General features: G+C 59.4%; 14 protein-coding genes. 7 read left to right on the forward strand and 7 right to left on the reverse strand.

Annotation, left to right across the window (positions count from 1 at the left end):
- Positions 1 to 81: 81 nt before the first annotated feature.
- A complete protein-coding gene (locus CU102_RS23740; protein ID WP_106713553.1) occupies positions 82 to 537 on the reverse strand; it encodes a Fur family transcriptional regulator in 456 nt (151 codons plus the stop codon).
- 628 nt (positions 538 to 1,165) lie between these two features.
- On the opposite strand from CU102_RS23740, the gene CU102_RS23755 reads away from it, so the two are divergent.
- Both CU102_RS23755 and CU102_RS23760 read left to right on the forward strand, forming a co-directional pair.
- Positions 1,166 to 1,999, forward strand: a complete 834-nt coding sequence (locus CU102_RS23755; protein ID WP_106713556.1) for a DUF5131 family protein — start codon at positions 1,166 to 1,168, stop codon at positions 1,997 to 1,999.
- Between the two features lie 20 nt (positions 2,000 to 2,019).
- Positions 2,020 to 3,300, forward strand: a complete 1,281-nt coding sequence (locus tag CU102_RS23760) for a three-Cys-motif partner protein TcmP (protein ID WP_166648555.1) — start codon at positions 2,020 to 2,022, stop codon at positions 3,298 to 3,300.
- A gap of 380 nt (positions 3,301 to 3,680) precedes the next feature.
- Here CU102_RS23760 and CU102_RS23770 read toward each other — a convergent pair whose 3' ends face one another.
- On the reverse strand, positions 3,681 to 4,658 hold the full coding sequence (locus tag CU102_RS23770; protein WP_106713559.1) for a L,D-transpeptidase family protein: 978 nt from the start codon (positions 4,656 to 4,658) through the stop codon (positions 3,681 to 3,683).
- A gap of 384 nt (positions 4,659 to 5,042) precedes the next feature.
- Between CU102_RS23770 and CU102_RS23775 the strand changes: the two genes are divergently transcribed.
- The 5 genes from CU102_RS23775 to CU102_RS23795 all read left to right on the forward strand — a co-directional run bounded on the left by CU102_RS23775 (position 5,043) and on the right by CU102_RS23795 (position 8,012).
- Positions 5,043 to 5,393: a YciI family protein gene (locus CU102_RS23775; protein WP_106713560.1), complete on the forward strand. Its 351-nt coding sequence runs from the start codon at positions 5,043 to 5,045 to the stop codon at positions 5,391 to 5,393.
- A gap of 31 nt (positions 5,394 to 5,424) precedes the next feature.
- Entirely contained in the window at positions 5,425 to 6,708 is a 1,284-nt protein-coding gene (locus tag CU102_RS23780) for an RNA polymerase sigma factor (protein WP_106713561.1), read from the forward strand.
- 122 nt (positions 6,709 to 6,830) lie between these two features.
- Complete coding sequence (locus CU102_RS23785) at positions 6,831 to 7,163, forward strand: type II toxin-antitoxin system RelE/ParE family toxin (protein ID WP_106713562.1); 333 nt, start codon at positions 6,831 to 6,833, stop codon at positions 7,161 to 7,163.
- Between the two features lie 5 nt (positions 7,164 to 7,168).
- Positions 7,169 to 7,495, forward strand: coding sequence for a helix-turn-helix domain-containing transcriptional regulator (locus CU102_RS23790; protein WP_106713578.1), 327 nt, complete (start codon positions 7,169 to 7,171; stop codon positions 7,493 to 7,495).
- Positions 7,496 to 7,508: 13 nt separating this feature from the next.
- On the forward strand, positions 7,509 to 8,012 hold the full coding sequence (locus CU102_RS23795) for a DUF2380 domain-containing protein (protein ID WP_106713563.1): 504 nt from the start codon (positions 7,509 to 7,511) through the stop codon (positions 8,010 to 8,012).
- Between the two features lie 466 nt (positions 8,013 to 8,478).
- Here the strand turns inward: CU102_RS23795 and CU102_RS23805 are convergent, their stop codons facing one another.
- From CU102_RS23805 to CU102_RS23825, 5 genes are all read right to left on the reverse strand, one after another.
- Positions 8,479 to 10,272, reverse strand: coding sequence for an adenylate/guanylate cyclase domain-containing protein (locus CU102_RS23805; protein WP_106713565.1), 1,794 nt, complete (start codon positions 10,270 to 10,272; stop codon positions 8,479 to 8,481).
- A 287-nt stretch (positions 10,273 to 10,559) separates the two neighbouring features.
- Complete coding sequence (locus CU102_RS23810; protein WP_106713566.1) at positions 10,560 to 13,892, reverse strand: adenylate/guanylate cyclase domain-containing protein; 3,333 nt, start codon at positions 13,890 to 13,892, stop codon at positions 10,560 to 10,562.
- A gap of 365 nt (positions 13,893 to 14,257) precedes the next feature.
- The gene (locus CU102_RS23815; RefSeq protein ID WP_245425499.1) at positions 14,258 to 15,514 is read right to left on the reverse strand and encodes a flavin-containing monooxygenase; all 1,257 of its coding nucleotides are present in this window, start codon (positions 15,512 to 15,514) and stop codon (positions 14,258 to 14,260) included.
- A gap of 332 nt (positions 15,515 to 15,846) precedes the next feature.
- Entirely contained in the window at positions 15,847 to 17,187 is a 1,341-nt protein-coding gene (locus CU102_RS23820) for a hemolysin family protein (RefSeq protein WP_106713567.1), read from the reverse strand.
- A gap of 530 nt (positions 17,188 to 17,717) precedes the next feature.
- A partial coding sequence (locus tag CU102_RS23825; protein ID WP_106713568.1) for an ATP-binding protein occupies positions 17,718 to 19,905 on the reverse strand: 2,188 nt, incomplete at its 5' end.

Below are 19,905 nucleotides of genomic sequence, written 5' to 3' on the forward strand. Positions count from 1 at the left end.
GGCCTATCCAATGCGGCCGGTGTTGAACCGGCTTCCGCTCGGAAAAGAAGAACATTGGTCCGCAGCGGCCGAGCCGCTGATTTACGGCTTCGCCGGCGGTCTGTTTCCGCGAAGTTGTACTTTGGCCTTTAGTGGCTTCACATAGATTTCGAGCTTGTGGCTGACGATCGCAAATCCGTGCTTGCGGGCGATTTCTTCCTGGAGTCGTTCGATCTCGTCCGAGCGGAACTCGATCACGTCGCCGGTTTCGACATCGATCAGGTGGTCGTGATGCTCCTGGTGGGCCGGCTCATAGCGTGCCCGCCCATCCGCAAATGTATGGCGTTCAAGGACGCCCTTCTCCTGCAGCAGGTTGACCGTCCGATAGACCGTGGCGAGGGCAATGCCGCGATCAATCGCGTTGACGCGCCGATGCAACTCCACGACGTCCGGATGGTCGGTTGCCTCTGACAGGACTTTCATGATGACCCGTCGCGGACCGGTCAGCCGCAAGCCGTTTTCCTTGCAAAGCGTGGCGATATCTTTCTTGGATTGCATCCTCATACCAACCGACATTTGAACTGGTGCTGCTTCACTGCTGATCACCTGCGAATGGCGGGGGAAGCAGCTATGTATGGCTAGCGCTTTAGCTCAGTTGCGTCGCAATTGCAAAAGGGCAGTATATGCGGGTCCGGTCGGTCGCATTGCAGCTTCGCAAATCGCTTCGGCATCCGCAGCATTATTCTTTTGCCGCTTGACGAGATCAGCCGAACCGTGTGTTGGGGTAAGCCTGCTGCAAATAGTGTTGCTACCACAGATAGGGGATTTATCCCACCACGACTGTTGCCACCTTCTCGCTTGCAATAGTGTTTTTTGACATGCCAGACTATGATCTTCAATCGGTATCCGGGGTCGTTTGCAATCGCACCGAAAGACGGGATGGTCGAGGCGCTCCGGCAAGACTATGCCAATATGATGAGCATGATATTTGGAGCGCCGCCATCCTTCGAAGAGATTTTTGTGTCCATTCGCCAGCTAGAAAAAGCGGCGACTAGTGGGATCCTCGTTACGAACCCGAGGGAATGACCGCACTGTTCAGTCTCATAATATGTGTGTCAATTAAGGGTTTGATCACCTTGAACACGGAATGTAAGTGTGAGGGCTTGTTGCGGACAGGAGAAGTGATATGGCCATGAATTCTACGATTGAATGGACCGATCACACGTTCAATCCCTGGACGGGATGCACCAATATCAGCCCGGGCTGTGATAATTGCTACGCTGAAGCTTGGTCGAAGCGTTCTGGTCATGTGAAATGGGGAAATTCTCCCAGAAAACGCACGACGGAGAGCTACTGGAGGGCGCCCGTTATTTGGCAATCAAAAGCCACTCAATTTCATGCCCAGAACGGACGCCGGCAACGGGTGTTTTGTGCGTCATTGGCCGACGTATTCGACAATCAAGCGGATCCACGATGGAGATCGGATCTCTTTACGATCATCCGAGAAACACCATCGCTCGATTGGCAGCTCTTGACCAAGCGCCCGCAAAATATCGGCAAAATGCTACCTGACGACTGGGGAGCAGCAGGCTATCCCAATGTCTGGCTCGGCTTCACGGCAGAAGATCAGGTCAGATTTGAACAACGTAAACGGTTCCTTCGTGAAATTCCGGCAGCAATCTGGTTCGTCTCGTATGAGCCCGCTATTGGCCCATTGCGAATTGGAGGTGATGATCCCAAACCCGACTGGCTTATCAGCGGGGGTGAAAGTGGCCACGGCGCGAGGCACATGGCCAGCCAATGGGCACGGGATATTATTGCCGATTGCAAGAAATTTGGAATTGCAGCGTTTCACAAGCAGTGGGGCTCATACAGCAATAACCCCCTAATCCAAGAATTAAAGATGCCGCTAGCTGACGTAAAAGTGCTCGATACGTTCGGTAAAGGAGGCGGTCTGGTTGACGGTCAGCTTGTTAGAGAATTCCCGATACGCCGGTATAGCGCTGAGGATGCTGCGTAACTACTTGACGAATCGCTCAGGTGGGGCCCTCATCTATCCAATATATTGGAGGAGAGGCTGCTATAGCGAAATTTGCGTGGAAACCTGGTAACAAACTCCCAACTCTAAAGCCGCATAGCGGTGCAAAACTGCGCCTGATTGAGCATTATCTCGAAGCCTATTTTGACACCGTCGTCAGAAGTCCACGGATGGATCGGCTCCGTATCACACTTGTGGACGGCTTTTGTGGGGGCGGAGCCTTCGACGATAAAGGCCTTCGCGTTCAGGGTACGCCATTTCTGTTACTCAATGCAATTAGGAACGCCCAGGCGAAGCTCAACGCCTCAAGAGCAAAGCCCATCGACATTGATGCTCAGTTCCATTTCGTGGACCTTTCGAAACATCATATCGAGTTTCTGCGCGAAGAACTGATCAGAGAGGGTTATCTCTCCCGTATCGGTCACGACATACATTTGCACCGCAAGAAATTTGAAGAAGCGGCGGTTGAGATTGAAGCTTCGATCCGAAAGAGGACTGTGCGGGGAAAGGGTAGGTCGCTTTTCCTTTTAGATCAGACTGGATATGGCGAGGCGCCGTTTGAAACAATCCGGTCCCTCTTTGCAAACTTTGAAAAGGCAGAATGCATTCTTACCTTTGCCGTCGATTTTTTGATCGATTATCTCAGCACGAGGGCCGAAAACCTTAAGGGTTTTGCCAAGGTTGAATTAGATCAATCTCAGATAATTGAGATGATAGGATTGCGTGACGGAAGTGGAGGGCGATATGCCATCCAGAGGTTGCTGCTTCAGCATATTCAAGCATCTACGGGTGCGTCATTCCTGTCGCCGTTCTTTATTCGATCGAGAGACTCCAACAAGAATCTTTGGCTCGTTCACTTATCCCAGCACGCAACTGCAAGAAACGTGATGGTGGATAGTCATTGGGCCGTCAAAAACCATTCACTGCATCAAGGGCGTGGGGGGCTGGAGATGTTGGGATTTGACCCTAACTTTGACCCATCGGTTACCTCTGATTTCATGTTTGGTGATCACGAGGTCTCGATCATGAAGGATCAGTTGGCCGAGGATTTGCTAAGGCGGATTCGCGATACCACGAAGGGAAATCCCGTTAGGTATGGTCAACTTTTGAACTCTATCGCGAATGAAACGCCCGCGCGACTGGAGGATCTAGATTCTGTTATCGGCCACCTTGCCGCAAAAAGGGAACTTTCGATCCTCAATCAAGACGGAACTGCACGACGAACATTTAGCCCAGACAAACAAGATTTTATCGAAATGAATCGGCAATCGCGCCTGCTATGATGCGTATTGTAGACATTTTGGCACCAATCAAAATCGGCGAAAATCCGCTATTATCGGCATTTTCAAACGAAGGTTTATTGATGGGGAATCGAATTGTACATAACGTCCGATCCCTCAGTCTTCTTTAGCCAGCGGCGAGCTGAGTCGTCGGCCGAACGCGTGGCTCGATAGATTGCCGCACAGTCTCTTCTGGATACTTTTGTGTATCGCTGGCTTTGCCGCCTTCCTCGTCTCGTCTCTCGCTGGCATATAGATCACAAAGATCGGTATATCATGAAAGATTGATGCCATAAGTTGCAATCGGCCCCTGCCGATAGTTTCGGCAAACGGTTCACTTTCGGGCATCACTCAAGGCTGATCGGAACACGGCGGCCGATACTTTAGTTGACGAACCGGACAACGACGCCCGGCTTCACCATTCCGGCTAGCTCCTCGGCGTCCCAGTTCGTCAGACGAACGCAGCCATGCGACCCGACTTTGTTGATAAGCTGGGGATCAGGCGTTCCATGAATGCCGTAGGTTGGCTCGGTTAGATCGATCCAGACACTTCCGACCGGCCCATTGGGGCCCTTGGGGATGGTGAGGACCTTGTCGTTCTTCCCTTGCTTAAAGTTGACCTTTGGATTGTACCTAAAGACGGGCAGACGCGCGACACCCTTCACCTTGTGCGTACCCCCTGGAGAAGGATTGTCCTCGCTGCCAACTGTCGCCGGATACGCCGCTAGTATGCCATCGCGATTATCGTAAGCCGTGACCTGCCCAGCCGTCTTGTCGGCTTCGATGCGGGCCACCTTTCCTTGGCGCGGGGGACCCGGCATCGCTACCTGGACTGTCTCCGCAGGGACGAAATCCGAACCTGGATTAAGCGCAGTCAGCAGGTCGATATGCATGTGGAAACGCTCTGAAAGCTTTTCGGCGACGCTGCTGTAACCCAAGCTGGGCATCTTCGCCTTTTCGCCGTAGTCTACGGGAATATGGTCCACAAGACCCTTCGCGTCGTCGGCCGTGACCGTGTAGGTGCCGATAATCGGGCCACCGGTCTCCAGCCTGCGGATTACATCGGCGTCGATTGTGCCGTCCGGGGGCATCCCCGTCATCTTTTCGAAACTGACCACCGCCTTGGTAACGTTCTTTCCATAAATGCCGTCGATCACCCCCGGCGATGTACCCGCACGGTCGAGGAGAACCTGAAGGCGGACGATCGCAGGATCGGGATCTGCTGATGGTTTGGAAGCACGTTCCGCCGGGATTGTGGACAGGGATGCAGAATTGATCGCGTCGGGTTTGACCTCTGCGGCTGCAGCGACGATGACGGAAACGATCAGAAAGAACGTGGACATGCCAACAGATGTTTTCATGTCCGCTCAAATGGAGTTGCGATGAAGATGTTCCGAAAATAATTGTTCTTCTGTGGTTGCCGCCCGTTGTTAAGAAGTCTTTTGCGTGAACGTGTGATCAAGTACGCTCTTCTGTGAGGCCTTTGACGCCGGCAATCCCGGAGTGCGGACTGGACTCCTAATGGTGTAACGTCGAATGTCTACCTACACGAGCGTTGACCGCCGCCTCGGCGGTCAACGCTGCGTCAAACACCCGGTCGCGCACTCTATATACCCTCTGCGTTGTGCCCGGTGTGATTTTTTTCAATGCGGATGTCGATCCGCCGGGAGCTAGTTCGTTGTCTTATTAAGCGAGACAGTTCAGTGGCAATGGTGCCAGCGGCTCGCTCAAGGAGGAATTCTCAAATGCGATTCATGTCAATCGTCACATCCGCCCACTCCGGACCTCCCACAGCGGAACTCATCGAGGCGATGAACAAGCTCGCCGACCGGGAAATCAAGGCCGGCCGCATGCTCGACATGGGTGGGCTCACTCCGGTCGCCATGGGCGCGCAGGTGCGCATAGCGAACGGGCAGCTCAGCGTCATCGACGGCCCTTTCGTCGAGGCGAAGGAGGTGATCGGCGGCTACGCGATCATGGAGTTCCGGAACAAGGAAGAGGCCGTGGCGTCGGCGGTCGAGTTCATGCAGCTGCACAAGGACTTCATGCCGGGGTGGGAAGGCACGTGCGAGGTTCGCGCGTTCGCCGGCCCTTGAGGCGACGATCCTGCAGATACGGTCGGTGGCCATGACGGCCGCCGACGCCCATCGCGCGATCCTCGCCGTCTGGCGGATCGAGCAACCCCGGCTGATCACCAGCCTGGCAAGGATGCTGCGTGATGTCCCGCTGGCCGAGGAATTGACGCAGGACACGCTGTTGGCTGCGCTCGAGCGTTGGCCCGCGACAGGCGTTCCAGAGAAACCCGGCGCTTGGTTGATGTTGACCGCAAAGCGCCGGGCCCTCGATCATTTGCGCCGCGGCCGAATGCTCGAGCGCAAGCACGAGATAATCGCATTGGACATGGAGACGGAGCAACAGGCCATGCCCGATTTCGACTCCGTCCTGGACGACGATATAGGCGATGAGCTGCTACGGCTCATCTTCACCGCCTGTCACCCGCTTTTGTCGCGTGAGGCCCGCGCGGCCCTGGCGCTGCGGATGATCTGTGGTCTGACAACCGAGGAGATCGCCAGAGCCTTCCTGCTGCCAGACGCGGCAATTGCCCAGCGCATCGTGCGCGCCAAGCGGACCCTTTCGGAATCGGGGCTGACCTATGAGACCCCGAGTGGTGAGGAACTCTCCAAGCGGCTCTCCTCGGTATTGGAGGTCGTCTACCTCATTTTCAACGAAGGCTACACCGCGACGCGGGGCCACGATTGGCTGCGCCCCCAGCTCTGCAACGAAGCACTTCGCATGGGTCGCGTGCTCGCCTCCCTTGCGCCGCACGAGCCCGAAGTTCATGGGCTGCTCGCCCTGATGGAACTGAATGCGTCGCGCACGGCGGCGCGTACCGACGCAGCCGGCGAGCCCATCCTCATGCTGGATCAAAACCGCGCGCTCTGGGACCAGCTCCAGATCCAGCGAGGGATACGGGCACTCCAACGAACGCGCGAGCTGAGCGGAACCGGCGGTTTTTACACCCTTCAGGCAGCTATTGTCGCTTGCCACGCCCAGGCCAAAACGGCGGACGATACGGATTGGTCGAGCATCGCCGGACTTTATGCGGAACTGACGATGCTCGTATCCTCGCCCATCATTGAACTCAACCGCGCAGTAGCGGTGGGCATGGCCGAAGGCCCGGAAGCGGGCCTGTCTATCGTCGACCGCCTAATGCGCGAGCCTGCACTCAAAGGCTATCATCTGCTACCGAGTGTGCGAGGCGATCTGCTCCGTAAACTCGGTCGTTGCGAGGAGGCGAGGGCCGCGTTTGAAGCAGCAGCGGCTCTGGCGGACAACCGACGCGAGCATGACTTGCTTAGGCGACGCGCCGCCGAGGCAGCAGGTGCGCCGGCCCCCCGAAGGCCGTTGTAGCCTTCTTGGCCCCAATCAAAATCCGCTGTTATCGGCATTTTCATAGGAACGATTGTCTATAGGTACGACTTTGTACTGAGCACTCATTGCATCGGGTTTAAAAGTGTCGTATATGACACCATATGAGGATTCAGGTCGAGGTCTATGAAGATGAACGCGGGACCCGACCTTTCGAGGAATGGTTCGACCGGCTCCCGGCCACGAACGCCGCAAAGGTGACCACGGCCGTGGTGCGGCTTGAAGGAGGCAACCGTTCAGGATTGAAGCCGGTTGGCGAAGGTGTTTCGGAATGGCGGATTGATTGGGGTCCCGGCATCCGCATTTACCTCGCTTTCGACGGCGCGAAGCTCATAATCCTGCTCGGTGGTGGAACCAAAAGCCGACAACAGGCTGATATTGCTCGGGCTCTCCAACGATGGGCCGACTACAAGCAACGCAAGAAAACAAAGGAGTGAAGGCGATGGCACTGTCTCGCAGTTTCAAGGATACGGTGAAGGCGCGGGCTGATCGCGATCCAGAGTTTCGAGCAGCACTGCTCGGCGAGGCCGTTGAGGCATTCGCGGCGGGTGATGCGGATTCGGGCAAGGCGCTGATTCGAGACTACATCAACGCGACCATCGGCTTTGATCAGCTTAGCGAAGCTGTGGCGATGGATCCGAAAAACTTGATGCGGATGTTCGGGCCACGCGGCAATCCGCGCCTTGCCAATCTCTCGGCGGTCCTTCGGGAGCTCAATCGTCGTGAAGCGGTACATTTTAAAGTCGAGCCCGAGCGTTTGGCCGGTTGATGGGTTGGCCGCCATGCGCTTTCGCACATTGACCGTCCTGATGATGCTGTTTATGGGCACCGCATTTGCGCACGCTCAGCAGACAAAGCCGATGTCGATCGAGGTGTTTCCATTCGAATTGGAGGACAAGAGCGCCGGGGCAGGAATAATTCCCCTGGATGAACACGACAGGCGCAATCTATTTGAGTCGGCACAAGTTGCGAAGGACATGCTCTTCCAGTCTGGGCGTTTTACAGTAATTGACGTACCAGGAAGGGATGAGCAGGTGGTTGCGCCGCACGGATTGCGTAATTGCGGGGGCTGTGAAGGCCAGATCGCCAAAGAGCACGGCGCGTCTCTTGCCTTGCTAGGCGTCATCACGCGCGTCAACCGAACGGAACATACCATGTTCATTCGCATCCTTGACGTTGAAACCGGGAAATCTGTTTCGGAGGGCTTTACCGATCTTCGCATGGGCTCGAACCACGCGTGGCCCCGCTCCGTGAAATGGCTGATGAAAAACAGAATTCTGCAGTAGGGCGGGCACAGCCGGTTGCCAAAGCCCGCTGCGAGTTCATCCTTGATCTGACATGGCACAGGCTCTGCCATGTCAGGCAATCATCATCTGGCTGGCTACATCACCACGGATCGAAACAAACGCAAGTTTTTCGGCGATTGTTAACGCGATGGAGCCAATTAGAGACATACCCTGACTAACTGCAGCGCGACGATATTCAGTTAACTGCGCGGTTCTTCAAATATGCTAAGCGCTGATGTTCCCGTTCTGTGTCTCGAAAGTCGCATAAGGCCTCAAGTGGAACCGCATCGCGGCAGCGTCCAAATCGTCGGCCATGTAGCGGTCCATCTGTTGGCCCCCGTTCGTCCTTATCATTAGCCGAAATCCGATTTTTCCCGCGGTTAATCCAGGAAGCCCGAATGCCTGCTGGACCTCGATGCGTGCCGTTACTGTCCGAGACAACGGGCACGGCATTACTGCAGACGCCTCAAGCCGGCAATCCCGCCAGGCGCAAGCCAGCGCGCAAACGCTTCACATCGTTAGGCTCACGCAAATACGAAACATCGACAACCCAATCGACGTATTCTTTCGTTCCAGCGCTCGGATCTCCTTGCCACAAGTCCCGGACCGCCTGCGCAAATATTTCGCCGCATCGACGGGCCTCTTCGACCCGTCCCAGATGACCATAACAGGCGGCTCGCCAAGCCATGTCGCGCGGGTGCCGCGAAGGGCTATCGAAAGTCCTTTGTTCGAGCAGCACAGCGGCCTCACTGTAACGTCCGAGCTGAAACAGGATGTGTGAAAGATAGTAGTTGTACCAACTCGGGTGGCGCGGATTGATCCTGAAAGCGATTTGGATCGCAGGCAGCGCACGTTCCGGTCTCCCTAACGCCCCCTGCATCCATGCCCAGATGATCTGGATCATGGCATCGTTGGGATTCATGGATCGGGCTAAATCCAGATGGCGTTCGGCTCTGTCGAAATCCCGCCAGGTCAGGCACATGAAGCCGAGGGTGCAATGAACCCTTGGATCATTCGGATCGAGGGCAAGAGCCTGCTCGGCCAAGCGCAATGCCCTTATCCTGTTCTCGTCCGTTTCCCGCGATGCGCCTATGCCATGGTCAACCGCACGATTGAGGTGGGCGTAAGCGAGGCCTGTATAAGCCCTGGCAAAAGTCGGGTCGATCTGGATTGCTCGCTCAAATAGCGAGAGAACTCTGTCCTGCGTTCCGGGCGTGAAGTCGTCGGACAAGCGGTGCCCTTGCAAGAACAAGTCGTATGCGCGCATATCTTCCGGTTGACGCCGCCGCGCCGCGACCTCGCGATCGTCCCTAACCCGCTGAGCGACCGCCGCGACAATGTTCTGTGAAATTTCCTCCTGAACAGCAAAGACGTCCTCCAAGGCGCGGTCGTAACGCTCGGTCCACACGTGTGTCCCACTCTCTGCTTCCACGAGCTGCGCCGTAATCCGCACGCGATCTCCGGCCCGTCGGACACTGCCTTCGACGACATAGCCCGCACCGAGCTTGCGCCCGATTTCACGCAGGTCCGTGCGTTGTTCGCGAAATGCGAATGAGGAGTTGCGGGCAATTACCGTGAGCTCACCGAACCGCGACAGCTCAGTGAGAACGTCTTCCGTGATGCCGTCGCTGAAATAAACCTGTTCGGGATCACGACTCATGTTCTCGAATGGCAAGACCGCAATCGAGGGTTTATCGGAGCGTATCGGGGGCGGAAACACGGGCGGAGAGCCCGCGACTTCCATTTGGTAGGTTTTCACGGGCCGTGCGATATTCTTGAGATGCTGCTCGCCTGTGAAGTCGAAGCGGATATCGAGCTTGCCCGAGAGATGTTCGTGAGCGGTGCCAGAGATCAGCACGCTTCCCGGCGGGCATAACTGCTCCAACCGAGCCGCAACATTGACGCCATCACCAAGGAGATCATCGCCCTCCACTACGACGTCGCCGAGGTTGATGCCAATTCGGAGCACGATGCGGCGCTCATCGGGCACATTTTCCTTGCGATTGGCGAGCTGTTGTTGTACCGCCGCGGCGCAGCCAACTGCCTCCACGACCGAACCAAACTCCGCGACAATCCCGTCGCCCATCAGCTTGACTATGCGCCCGTGATATTCGGCCAGCAATGGGTCGATGACTTCGGATCGCAGCGCACTCATTGCGGCCAGTGTGCCAGCCTCGTCAGCTTCGATAAGACGCGAATAACCCACAATATCAGCGGCGAGAATTGCAACCAGCCGCCGCTCTGCATGATCTGCTCCCATGGCACCCTCTCCAGCAAGGTGAAGCCTCGCTATTGGGTCCTTCGGTTGATAAGAACGCTCGGCCTCAGGAATTCTACTCCCCTTTCCTCCGCTCTGCGAGATAGGTCTTTTGAAAGCTCGATTGACGCGGGTCGGGAAAGACGAGCCCCTCCAGCTATGACGATTGCCAAGCCACCGTGACATTAGAGGACTCCCCTGAAGTCGCTCAGCTGAGCGTGCGTCGTGGAGCAGACTGCGGAAGGAAGGTGAGGTTGCTCGGTACGATCTTTGACCGTTCGCAATTGCAACTATCGAAGTTGGTCCAGCAATTCCTTGGCATCGACGAGGTCGCGCGTATCACAGCCCTCGGTGAACCAGGCGTAGACAGGGGCGAGCAGATCGTAGGCCTTCTGCCGGTCCCCACGGTGGGCCCACAGGCGGGCAAGCGAGGTCGATGCGCGCAGATCAAGGGATGCGGCGTGCTGTTCCCGAGCTACCTCGATGGCGCGGAGATAATGTGCTTCGCTTTGCTCGAGGTCGAGTGTTGCGGAGCCGAGTAGGAGATTTCCAGCAATCCGGTGAAGTTCCGACTCCCAGAGGCGCACGCCGGTGGCCGCCACCTCTTCTATTGCTGGCTTCAAAGCATTCAGGCCGGCCTCTGCCTCGCCGGCAAGTCCGCAGACGCTGGCGAAAAGGCACACGTAAAAGCCCTTTGCCTCCACGTCTTCGTCGGCTGCCAGCGCCTCCTGGATCGTGGTCATGCCCGCCCGAGCTTGCTGTTCGCTCCCGAGCGCAGTGATGTAGGCCATTTGCAGGTTGGCATCGGGTATCCAGCGGGGCATCCCGTCATGCGCGATCTGCGACATCGCCTCGATCTCTTCCCGAGCCGCGGCGGCATCGTTGCGAAAGCAGTGAAGAACGAACGCAAGCGAAAGGGCCTGCATTACGCTCGGGGCGTGGGCCAGTTTGCGGGCCAGGGTCACGGCTTCTTCCGCCCGGGCCAGCGCCCGGTCCGGAAAGCCGAGCATCCACAGGCTTACCCCCTCGTGGGCAGTGGCGCACACCGCAGAGTCGTGACCGCTGTATATGAAGGCGTGAGAGAAATGCTCAGGTCGGTAGAGAGCGAAACCCTGTGCGGTGTGCTCGCATACTGACCGCCACTCGCCGAGGCAGTAATGTGTCGTCCATTGCGCGTGATGGGCCTCCAGCAGCAGGGACTGGTCCCCCGAGCGCCGGGCGATCGTGACGAGCTGGTCGGCGAGGTCACGCGCCGTGCGCATCTGTCCCCGGGCGCGATAGCCGGTCCACAGGCCACGCAGGGCGGGGAACAGTCGGGATGTCTCGCCGCCGTGTCTGTTGCACAGCGCGTGTGCCCGTGTGTAGGCCGCCATGACCTCGGCTGACCTATGGCCCTTGGCGGCGAGCTGTGGAATGCCAAGTGCAAGCTGGAGGTCGATCTCGCGGTTGTCGCGGGCCGGAGTCTCGGGAAGTGTCGCGAGAAGATCCAGGCCCCTGGAGAGGTGAGCGATGGCTTCTGCGTTGGCCGAGCGATAATTGGCGCGCAGGCCCGCCTTGTGCCAGTACGATACGGCATCATCGAGCAGACCGCCCTCGGTTGCATGATGGGCAAGCACCTCCGGCTCCGCCTCCGCTCGGTCGGGAAAGCGCTCGCGGAGGACCGTGGCGATCCGGCAGTGGAGTTGCTGGCGTCGGCTCTTCAGGAGCGATTCGTAGGCGGCATCCCGCACGAGCGCATGCTTGAAGGTGTAGATTGCATCCGGGGGCGTGTCCCGGCAAAACGCCAGTTCGGCGTGGATAAGTTCGTTCAAAGCGGTCCTGAGCTTCGGCTCGTCCATCTGTGCGGTCGCGGCGAGCAACTCGTAGCTGAACTCGCGGCCGATGACAGCACCGATCTGCGCTATCTCCTTAATCGGCGTTAACCGATCGAGGCGAGCCAGGAGCGAATCCTGCAGCGTCGAGGGGATGGCAAGCGGCGGCAGCAAGCCGGTGAGCTCGTAGCGCTCGCCGGTTTCGCGTAGCAGTCCCGATTCGAGCACCGCCTTTGTGAGCTCCTCGACGAATAGCGGCACGCCTTCAGTCTTGGCGAGAATATGCGCTTGCACTTCGGCAGGAAGCGGCCGACCACCTGCGAGATGATCAATCAGCACAGTGCTTTCGCTCCACCCGAGACGATTGAGTGTCAGCAGTGTCACATGCGGTCGGCCGGTCCAGCGTGGCACGAACTCAGGCCGGAAGGTAATAACCAGCAGCACCGGCAGCCGCTCGATCCGATCGACGACGCGATCAAACAGCTCGAGGCTTGTGGGATCGAACCAGTGAATATCCTCGGCCGTCATGAATACCGGCTGCTTGGCCGCAAGTCCGTCGAGTTGGGCGAGCAGCGCCTGAAACATCTTCGCCTTTTTTTGTTCCGGTGCAACCTCGGGGGCCGGGTAACGGTCGCCTGTGGGGATCGCCAAATGCTCAGCGATCAATGGGATCGCCGATGTTGGGTCGGGCACCGCAAGGGCAAGCAGTGTCTGCAGCTTTGCCACCTTCATTTCGGGCGTATCCTCATGCTCGAAACCAGCGGCTCGCCGCAGTTGGTCCAGCACCGGGAACAGCGCGCTGTTCGTGTGATAGGGCGACCCGTGATAGCCCAGAGACACGCATTCCTCGCCGCGGAGCCGCTCGCGCAGGGTAACCGCGATGCGCGACTTGCCGATGCCCGGCTCACCCGACAGCAGCGCTACCTGACCTCTGCCGGCCTTGGCCCGCCGCCAACATTCAAGGAGGACGGCCAGTTCCTGATCGCGGCCGACGAGCGAGGTAAGCCGCATCCCGTGCAGCGCCTCAAAGCGCCCCTCGGCTTGGCTCTCGCCAACGACCAGCCACGCCTGCACCGGCGTGGCGAAACCCTTCAGGTCGTGATGGCCGAGATCGACCAGCTCGAAAAGTTCGCCAAGCAGCCGCCGTGTCGGGGCGGCCACGACCACACTGCCCACCTCGGCCAGGGATTGCAGTCGTGCCGCCAGGTTTGGCGTTTCGCCGACCACGGCCGCCTCCTGCGCCGCGCCCTCGCCGACAAGATCGCCCACCACCACTAAGCCTGTTGCGATGCCCACCCGCGCGCCCAACGCCTCGTTCGCTGGCGTCGCCAGCTTGGCGACCGCTGCCGCAATGGCGAGCCCGGCCCGCACCGCCCGTTCGGCCTCGTCCTCGTGCGCCCGCGGCCAACCGAAATAGGCCAGCACTCCGTCTCCCATGAACTTCGCGACGTGGCCATCCATGCGCGTGATCTCCGCGGCCACCGCGTGTTGGTACGTCCGGATCACCTCGGCCATTTCTTCCGGGTCCAATCGACCTGACAATGCGGTGGATCCGACGAGATCAACAAACATCACCGTCAGTTGGCGACGTTCGGCTTCCGGGCGGGGCGTTGAACCGGCCGCTGGCATGTCAGACTTGCCAAGTTCCGAAATCGCGGCCAGCACGAGCTTCCTCGGGCCCATTGGCAGCCCCAGCGCCTTAAGGTCCGCATCCGACAGATGCGGCAGCACTTCGGGAGTGATCTCGTTTTTAGCAAAGGTCGTGGCATATTTGGCGAGCCCAAGGCCCGAGAGCCACGCGGCAATGTCCATGACATCCTCCGTGTAGTCCGAGGCAGTTTAACACCCTGCGGGCACACGAAAAACCCTCGCCGCCGGCGCGCAGCAAGGTCGGCTTTGGGCGCCAGACGCAGACATTCAGGTCCTCGCTTATCTTCGACTGGTTCGGGCCGGAATCGACCGCTTCCAGCGGTAATCGATAGCAGACATTCAGTCGTGCAGGAGCGAAGTCTTTGGCTGATCCTTGGGGGCCTTTGCCTTCGCTCAGTGGGAACGTCGCTAAGGGGCGAGACGTGACACTGGTGGTGGCGGCGCAAAGCGGTGGCTGACGATCTGCCGGCCTCTGACCCTAATCCCGGCGCTGACTGTCAGGAGCTTCATGACTATGCCAAAGGCGGTCACGAATGCCCTGCGATATGTTCGACAAGGCGAGGTGCTTCCTCGGCGATCGCCAAGATGATGCCTGACTTGCGTGTGGAGGCGAAGTCCAGCCCTGCGAAGTAAAGGCCCGGCAGGGCGGCCACGCCATCCGCGTGAACAGGCTGTCCCGCGCTGTCGAGCGCATCGGGAAGCCTCATCCAGCTGAAATCGCCCTTAAAGCCCGTGCACCACACCACGCTCATTATGCCGGAGCGGGAGAGATCGAGCGAACCAATCGTCGGGTTCTGCTGACGCATCGCGACCGTTTCCGCCGGGTCGGGCTCCGCAACGGGTGCATCGATCCCGGCGCGGCTGATATAGTCGTCGACATGGCGTTTGATATTGTCGGAGGCTTCATCCGCAAAGCGGACATTCGCTTCGAGATCGTCGGCAAACGAGAGGCTGCCGCCATCCTCGATGCCGGTGAGACGCCCAAGAAGCACGACACCTTGGGCGCTCAGCGCCTGAAGGCTTATCGTATGCACCGACCCAAGCACACCACGCGGCGGGATGCGTCCCGCAAGTCGAATGACTTCCTCCCGGCGCCCGTCGAGAAACCCGCTTTCGAGCAGCCAGACCATGATGTCGCGACCCCGGTAGCGCCGTGGGAGCCGTCCGACACGGCTGGTCGCAAGGAAGACCGTTCGGCCCGCTTCCGCCAATTCCTCCGCGATCTGAGCACCCGATTGGCCGCTTCCGATAACCAGCACCGCTCCATCGGGCAGATCGGCGGCGCTGCGGTAGCCGGAAGCGTCGATCTGGCGGAGAGCGGGCGACAACACGGCGGCCCAGACCGGGCGCACCGGACAATTCAGGCTGCCGCTTGCGACGATCACGTTGCGCGCCCAAAGCGTGCCGTGTGAGGTGGTTATCCGATAGGCGCCATTCTCGTGCGCGAGTCCGCTTACCGCAGTATCCGGTTCGATCGGCAGCGCGTTGCGCCCGGCGAAATCCTCAAGGAGAGCGACGAACTGGTCGCGCGTCAGGGCACCATCCGGATCCGGACCGTCATAGCAGTCGCCCGGCATGACGGTCTGCACGTTGGGAGTATTCATCCGAAATGAATCCCATCGCTGTGTGCGCCAGGTCTCTCCTATGCGGCCCCGCTCCAATACGCTGTGGCGCAGGCCCCGTCGCGCCAGCCAATAGCTGACACCCAGGCCGGCCCAGCCGGCCCCGATGACGACAGCATCGAGAACATCGCCGTCATCAGTCATTTGCTGCGGTGATCTCATAATCGCCCCCGGCAATCCCGCCATCCCCGCGCAGCATTAGGCCTTGTCCACGGCAATGAGTCCAGCACCACCGATTTCCGGGTGGGCGAGTATGCACACTGCTATGGCTAATTCGTCAGTCGCGTGCTGGATTGACGTCCGAAAAGGGCGGTGGAGGACCGCCGCCACGCGGTAGATTGAGGCTGTCCATCAACCGATGGCGGAACTTCTTCGCTACTTCCTATCAATATCAAAATCAACAATCTTCGCGGTTGAGTATCGAGTCCAGAAGAGTCGGCGCGAAAGTCTTGTGCGGCAGCAGCATCGGCGCAGCCCAGGATGTTTCAGGGCACTTATGAGGCGTCTGAAACCTCCGTGTTTGTTCTTCTGCGTGCGAGCAATTTATCGATCCGTCGGCCATCCATATCCACGATTTCAAAGTGCCAGCCCTCATAGTTGAATTGCTCTCCGGTCTCGGGCAGGTGCTGCAATTGAAACACTGCAAACCCAGCGATCGTGTGGAAGTCGCCGGCGGCTGGACGTGTCCGGAAACCAAGCTGATCGAACGCGTCCTGCGCCGACATCATGCCATCGATGAGGAGGGAGCCATCCTCTCGTTCGACGATATCGGGCTCTTCACCCTCGATCTCGGGAAGGTCACCGGCGATGGCCTCGAGCAAGTCTGTTTGCGTGACAACCCCTTCCAGTTCGCCATATTCGTCGAGGACCATCGCCAGTCGGACCGGCGCCGCCCGGAATTGCTCCAGCACCTTGAAAATCGGGGTCGCCTCATGGACGACCAGGGGCTGACGGATGATTGTCATTGGATCGAGCGGTCGCCGATCGAGAACCTGGTCGAGCATGTCCTTCTTCAGGATCATGCCAAGGGGCGCATTGATGCTTCCTCTGCCGACAAGAAGCTGTTCATGGCGGCAGTCGCGGATCGTTCGCAGGTTCTCATCTCGGTCATCATCCACGTCGATCCAGTCGACATCCGGTCGGGGTGTCATGATGTCGCTGATGCGGCGATCGCCGATATTGAAGATTCGCTCGACCATCTCCCGCTGCTCCTGGTGCAACAGGCCACCCTCCTGACTGGCGGAGATCAGGAGCTTCAATTCTTCCGGCGAGTGCAGCGATTCTTCACCGGTTCCTGTACGCAGACCACATAGTCGCAACACCAGATTGCCGAGGCCATTCAAACTGACAATCGCCGGCTTGAGCAGCAACAGGAACAGACCGAGCGGTCGTACAACCCAAAGGGCGGTGCCTTCGCTACGCTGTAGAGCCAGGCTTTTCGGGGCGAGTTCGCCAAGAACGATGTGAAGCGCAGTGATAATGATGAATGCTATAGCCACAGCGATGCTGTGAGCACCAGCTGTCGCGAACGGCCCCAGCAACCCGGTCAGAAGGGGCTCGATGAGATGAGCCAGAGCAGGCTCGCCAATCCAGCCGAGCGCCAGTGACGAAATGGTGATACCGAGCTGTGTCGCTGCTAGATGCGCGTCGAGATTCTGAACGGCGCGCTGGAGGGCCGTTGCGTTCAGCCGTCCGGCCGCGGCCAGTTCAGCCACTCGGCTTCTGCGAACGGCAACCAGGGAAAACTCGGCGGCAACAAAGAAACCGTTTGCAGCCACGAGTACAAGGACCGACAGGATACCAAGAAAGTCGGTCACACTATTGCTTGTCGGCATTATATTCTCTCTCTGACGCAGAGTTTGCGCCTTTGAATAACTCGCAGATGGCAGCATCGCGAAGTGTAGACGCGACTACTGTTGGGCGCGGAGGATCGGCGGCCAGGAATCCCAGAGCGTAAGTCGGGCTATTCAGTTAGCTGCGTGGTTCTTCAAATATGCACAGCGATGATGTTCTCGATCTGTGCTTCGAAGATCGCATAATGGCTCGTGTGGAACCGCCATTGCACCCCCAGAATGCCGTATCATCTGGTCAACATAATCATCGAACCACCTATTCTAGCACAGGGGTTGCGGCTTCTGGTCCGGAGAACTGATGTTCCCCTGCACGAGAGCGCCAGAAATCGGTTATTGCCGGCCGCCTAAGGGTGTTCGTTGCCGGGGCGGTTAGCTCCTGTTCTCGCCCGATCTCAAGTCCACTGTGTGTTGAACTGTTGAACGGTGTAGCATGCTGCTGATCCTGCCGTCCTTGAATGGCTTTCTCCTTACAACGCGGCACTCTCTCCCGCTGACGCCAGCCCTCCGGCCATTCAGCAGCTGACATTCAGGGCTTGATCGAGCAATCGCAAGGTTCCCATCATTCCGACGCGCATGGTCTCGTCACGGACGCGGAGCATCTCGGCCCTGCAGCTCGGGTCTGTAGGCCGCCGTCCATGCGCGGCGATGGCGCGGCCCCAGGCGGTCCACAGATCCGCCCATTCCAGAGGTTCCGCCCTGGTGTAATCCTCAAGCGCTTGCGCGTAGCGCTCTGTCTCGTCCCAAGCGCGGGCTTCGAGTGCAGCCTGCATGGCATACCGATACGACCAGAAGTAATTGTGCCCGACGGAGCCCTGCGCGAGCAGCGCCTCGCATTCGGTTAGGGCTCGGGCGCGCCGCGCCGGATCTCGTGTCGTTGCCGCCATTTGAGCCAGCATCCACGGGCCGACAAACTGCAGGCCGCTCTCGCGGGCAATCGCAAGCGATTCCTCGAGCATGTTTTCGGCATCCGCCCGTTGGCCGCGGAGGCGCAGGACCTCGGCCTGGTGCTGCAGTGCGTGCGCCTCGAACCGTTTCGAGCCGATCTGCCTGGCGAGTTCGATCAGTCGATGAGCGGATGCTTCGCACCGGTCGGGCTCACTCCGCGATTGGCCCACGTCGGCGAGGAGATTGTGCACGATGATCTCGGCCCGAAGGTGGCCCACCCGAGAGGCGAGCTGCAAGGCTTGACCGGCCACTTCGAGTGCTCGGTCGAACTCGCATGTGTAGATCAGGCAGTGACCGACCATGGGTAGGTTCGCGACCTCGATCCGGCCGAGGCCCTCATCGCGGGCCAGCTCGACGCACCGGCTGAAGTGGTCGCGGGCCTTACGCATATGCCCGCGCATGTAGTCGGCGTCACCAATGCCGCCGAGCGCCCGGGCCTCGAGTTCGACCGAGCCGGCGCGCCGGGCATGCTCCAGGGCTCGGGCATGCTCTGCTTGGCAGAAATCGATCTGGCCGAGCGGGAAATGCAGGTTCCCGCGCAGGTGATGAATGCGGGCGAGTTCGAGATCAAGCCCCTCGACAGCGGTGCCGGCCTCAGCATCGTCGAGCAGGCGGAACGCCTCGTCGTACCTGTCGAGCATCCGCAGGCAGCCTGCAAGGCCGGTGCGAGCCCGGCACTTATCGGCCTCGAGATCGGCCGCGTCGAGCGCCTGCTGATAAGCGGTCAATGCCTCGGCGGTGGCGCCCAGCTCGCGCAGGATCTCGCCATGGGAGCGGGCCAGGGCGAAGCGATCGTCGCGTGTCGATGCGAGAGCCAGTCCGCGCTCGACCAGCCGGCGCGCGCGTTCGTAACGATAGGCGCGGGCCTGCTCCTCAGCGGCGAAGAGGTAGGCGCCGGGCGCTCTGGGGTCACCCGCCTGGTCGAGGTGCTCAGCATGCAGCGTCGCGTCCCGTCCCGCGAACCAGTCGGCGGCCTTGGCGTGCAGCCCGCGCCGACCCGCTTGGAGCAGGGAGGCGTAGGCGCCGTCGCGGATCAGGGCATGGACAATGAGGAAACCGCTGCCCTCGGGCTGGAGGAGAAAACGGGTGACGAGCTCGTCGCAGACGTAGCGATCGTCGCCGATCAGCGCACGCAGCTCGGGCAGCTGGAATCGCTGCCCGAGGACGGAGGCTGCCTGCAGCGCCTGCCGGTCGGGCGGCGAGAGCATGTCCATGCGCGCCAGCACGACACTCTGGATGGATCCGGGCACGGCATTGCCCGTCGCGTCCTCGGCCGTTCGCAGGAGCTGTTCGAGGAAGAGCGGATTACCGCCGGCACGCTCGACACAGGTTTGGGCGAACCGCGTCGTGGCGTCGACGTGCGTGGCAGCCAGCGAAAGTGCATCGTCCCGGCGCAGCGGTGTAAGATCGATCCTCGTCAGAGGAACGCCGCCCGTGCTCCTCCGCCAAGCGGGGTCAATGGGATCACCCTCGATCCTCGACGTCACGACGAGCAGCGCCGCGCATTCGCCAAGGGCGGTCGAAACGCTCGCCAAATCGCCGAGAGTTTCTGGATCTGCCCAATGTACGTCCTCAACAACGAGGAGCCGCGGCTCGCGTCGGCTGAGACGCTGGACCAGCTCGCAGGTCGTGCGCCGCTTGCCGTCGAGGCGGGCGGCGTTGTCCATCGCATCATAGATCGTGTGAAGCTCGGCAGGTTGAGCGAGGTCGAGAAGATCGTTGAGGTGGACGAGTTGCTCGGAATCGACGTATCCG

The sequence above is a fragment of the Phyllobacterium brassicacearum genome, from assembly GCF_003010955.1.
GTDB classification, from domain to species: domain Bacteria; phylum Pseudomonadota; class Alphaproteobacteria; order Rhizobiales; family Rhizobiaceae; genus Phyllobacterium; species Phyllobacterium brassicacearum.

What these genes read in the sequence shown, in the direction of transcription:
- CU102_RS23740 (WP_106713553.1), bottom strand. Translation starts at nt 537, where the DNA reads ATGCAATCCAAGAAAGATATCGCCACGCTTTGCAAGGAAAACGGCTTG.
- CU102_RS23755 (WP_106713556.1), top strand. Translation starts at nt 1,166, where the DNA reads ATGGCCATGAATTCTACGATTGAATGGACCGATCACACGTTCAATCCC.
- CU102_RS23770 (WP_106713559.1), bottom strand. Translation starts at nt 4,658, where the DNA reads ATGAAAACATCTGTTGGCATGTCCACGTTCTTTCTGATCGTTTCCGTC.
- CU102_RS23775 (WP_106713560.1), top strand. Translation starts at nt 5,043, where the DNA reads ATGCGATTCATGTCAATCGTCACATCCGCCCACTCCGGACCTCCCACA.
- CU102_RS23780 (WP_106713561.1), top strand. Translation starts at nt 5,425, where the DNA reads ATGACGGCCGCCGACGCCCATCGCGCGATCCTCGCCGTCTGGCGGATC.
- CU102_RS23785 (WP_106713562.1), top strand. Translation starts at nt 6,831, where the DNA reads ATGAGGATTCAGGTCGAGGTCTATGAAGATGAACGCGGGACCCGACCT.
- CU102_RS23790 (WP_106713578.1), top strand. Translation starts at nt 7,169, where the DNA reads ATGGCACTGTCTCGCAGTTTCAAGGATACGGTGAAGGCGCGGGCTGAT.
- CU102_RS23795 (WP_106713563.1), top strand. Translation starts at nt 7,509, where the DNA reads ATGCGCTTTCGCACATTGACCGTCCTGATGATGCTGTTTATGGGCACC.
- CU102_RS23805 (WP_106713565.1), bottom strand. Translation starts at nt 10,272, where the DNA reads ATGGGAGCAGATCATGCAGAGCGGCGGCTGGTTGCAATTCTCGCCGCT.
- CU102_RS23810 (WP_106713566.1), bottom strand. Translation starts at nt 13,892, where the DNA reads ATGGACATTGCCGCGTGGCTCTCGGGCCTTGGGCTCGCCAAATATGCC.
- CU102_RS23815 (WP_245425499.1), bottom strand. Translation starts at nt 15,514, where the DNA reads ATGAGATCACCGCAGCAAATGACTGATGACGGCGATGTTCTCGATGCT.
- CU102_RS23820 (WP_106713567.1), bottom strand. Translation starts at nt 17,187, where the DNA reads ATGCCGACAAGCAATAGTGTGACCGACTTTCTTGGTATCCTGTCGGTC.